This window comes from Desulfobacter sp. UBA2225, from assembly GCF_002348205.1.
Taxonomy (GTDB): Bacteria; Desulfobacterota; Desulfobacteria; order Desulfobacterales; family Desulfobacteraceae; genus Desulfobacter; species Desulfobacter postgatei.
Window position 1 is genome coordinate 1 of the sequence record NZ_DDYV01000036.1, and the last position, 333, is coordinate 333.

General features: G+C 48.6%; 1 pseudogene. It reads right to left on the reverse strand.

Annotated features, from left to right (window positions below):
- Positions 1-333: pseudogene (gene rpsA, locus B3D59_RS02010) on the reverse strand (30S ribosomal protein S1); the annotation flags it as partial.

The window sequence follows — 333 nt, forward strand, 5'->3', positions numbered from 1 at the left end:
GGTATGCCCGCGATAGGCATCCTCAATCATGGCAGCCATCCCGGCCCCGGAAACCGCCTTGGACAAAATCACTTCGCTTTCGCTTAGGGAAACCACATACAGTTTAAGGATATCACCCACTGAATACTGAAATTCACCATTTTCATCCAGCAGCTCGGACTTATCCATCACACCGTCGGACTTTGTCCCCGTGTCCAGGTAAACTGAATTTTCTCCGATGGAAATGATCTGTCCTTCCACCATATCCCCGGGCTTGAATTCCCGGCCGATTTTTGAATCATAGGCATCAAGCATCTGCTCAAAACTCATCTCATCGATGTTCTGGTCGATGTT